The 708-nt window shown below is 76.3% G+C and carries 1 protein-coding gene; it reads left to right on the top strand.

Annotated features, from left to right (window positions below):
- Positions 1-271 precede the first annotated feature (271 nt).
- On the top strand, positions 272-586 hold the full coding sequence (locus tag ACZ4W5_RS34050) for a chorismate mutase family protein (RefSeq protein ID WP_360229474.1): 315 nt from the start codon (positions 272-274) through the stop codon (positions 584-586).
- The last annotated feature ends 122 nt before the right edge of the window (positions 587-708 follow it).

Raw genomic sequence — 708 nt, 5'->3', positions numbered from 1 at the left:
CATCGACGCAACCCATCTGGAAGACCGGCGAACGGCAGGGATCCGCTTGAGGACGGCCCGCGTGCCCGGCACGCGCGGCGCTCGCATTCCCGCACTCCAGCGCCCAGTCTCGATCGGGGCCGCGCCGAATTTCCCTAGGGTCTGTCGATCACGTCCGAACCGGTCCCGGACTCTAGGGAATTGCCGGGGCGTTCGGCTGGATCGTCAGTTGCGCGAGCCATGGGTGCGGCCCCCCGGGCCGAGCGCCCCGACGTCGACGAGGATCACCGCCATGCCCGAACCCTTCCCGCACGGCGACGCACCGAGAGTGCCGCTGCCCTCCACCGAGGGCACCGCGGACCCGGCCGCGGCCGAGCTCAGCGAGCTCGACGAGCAGCTGATCGCCCAGCTCGTCCACCGCATCCGCCTGGCCCGCGGCCAGCAACTCAGCCGCCGTGCCGCCGGATTGCCGACCACCAGCCTCGCGCAGGAGAACGCGATGCTGCACCGCTACGCCGCCCGGCTGGGCGACCAGGGCGCCGGGATCGCGCTGGCCATCCTGGGGCTCTCCCGGCCGCCGACCGAGCGGGCCGTCGAACAACGGTAGGGCGGCAACGGGGGGGGGGGGGGGGGGGGGGGGGCGCCCACCCCCCCCCCCCCCCCCTCCCCGCTTCGCCCCCCAGCCCCCGCACCCACCCCCCCCCCCCCCCCCGCCCCCCCCCCCCCCCC

This window comes from Kitasatospora sp. NPDC029367, from assembly GCF_055569135.1.
This window is presented reverse-complemented; position numbering and strand designations above follow the sequence as displayed.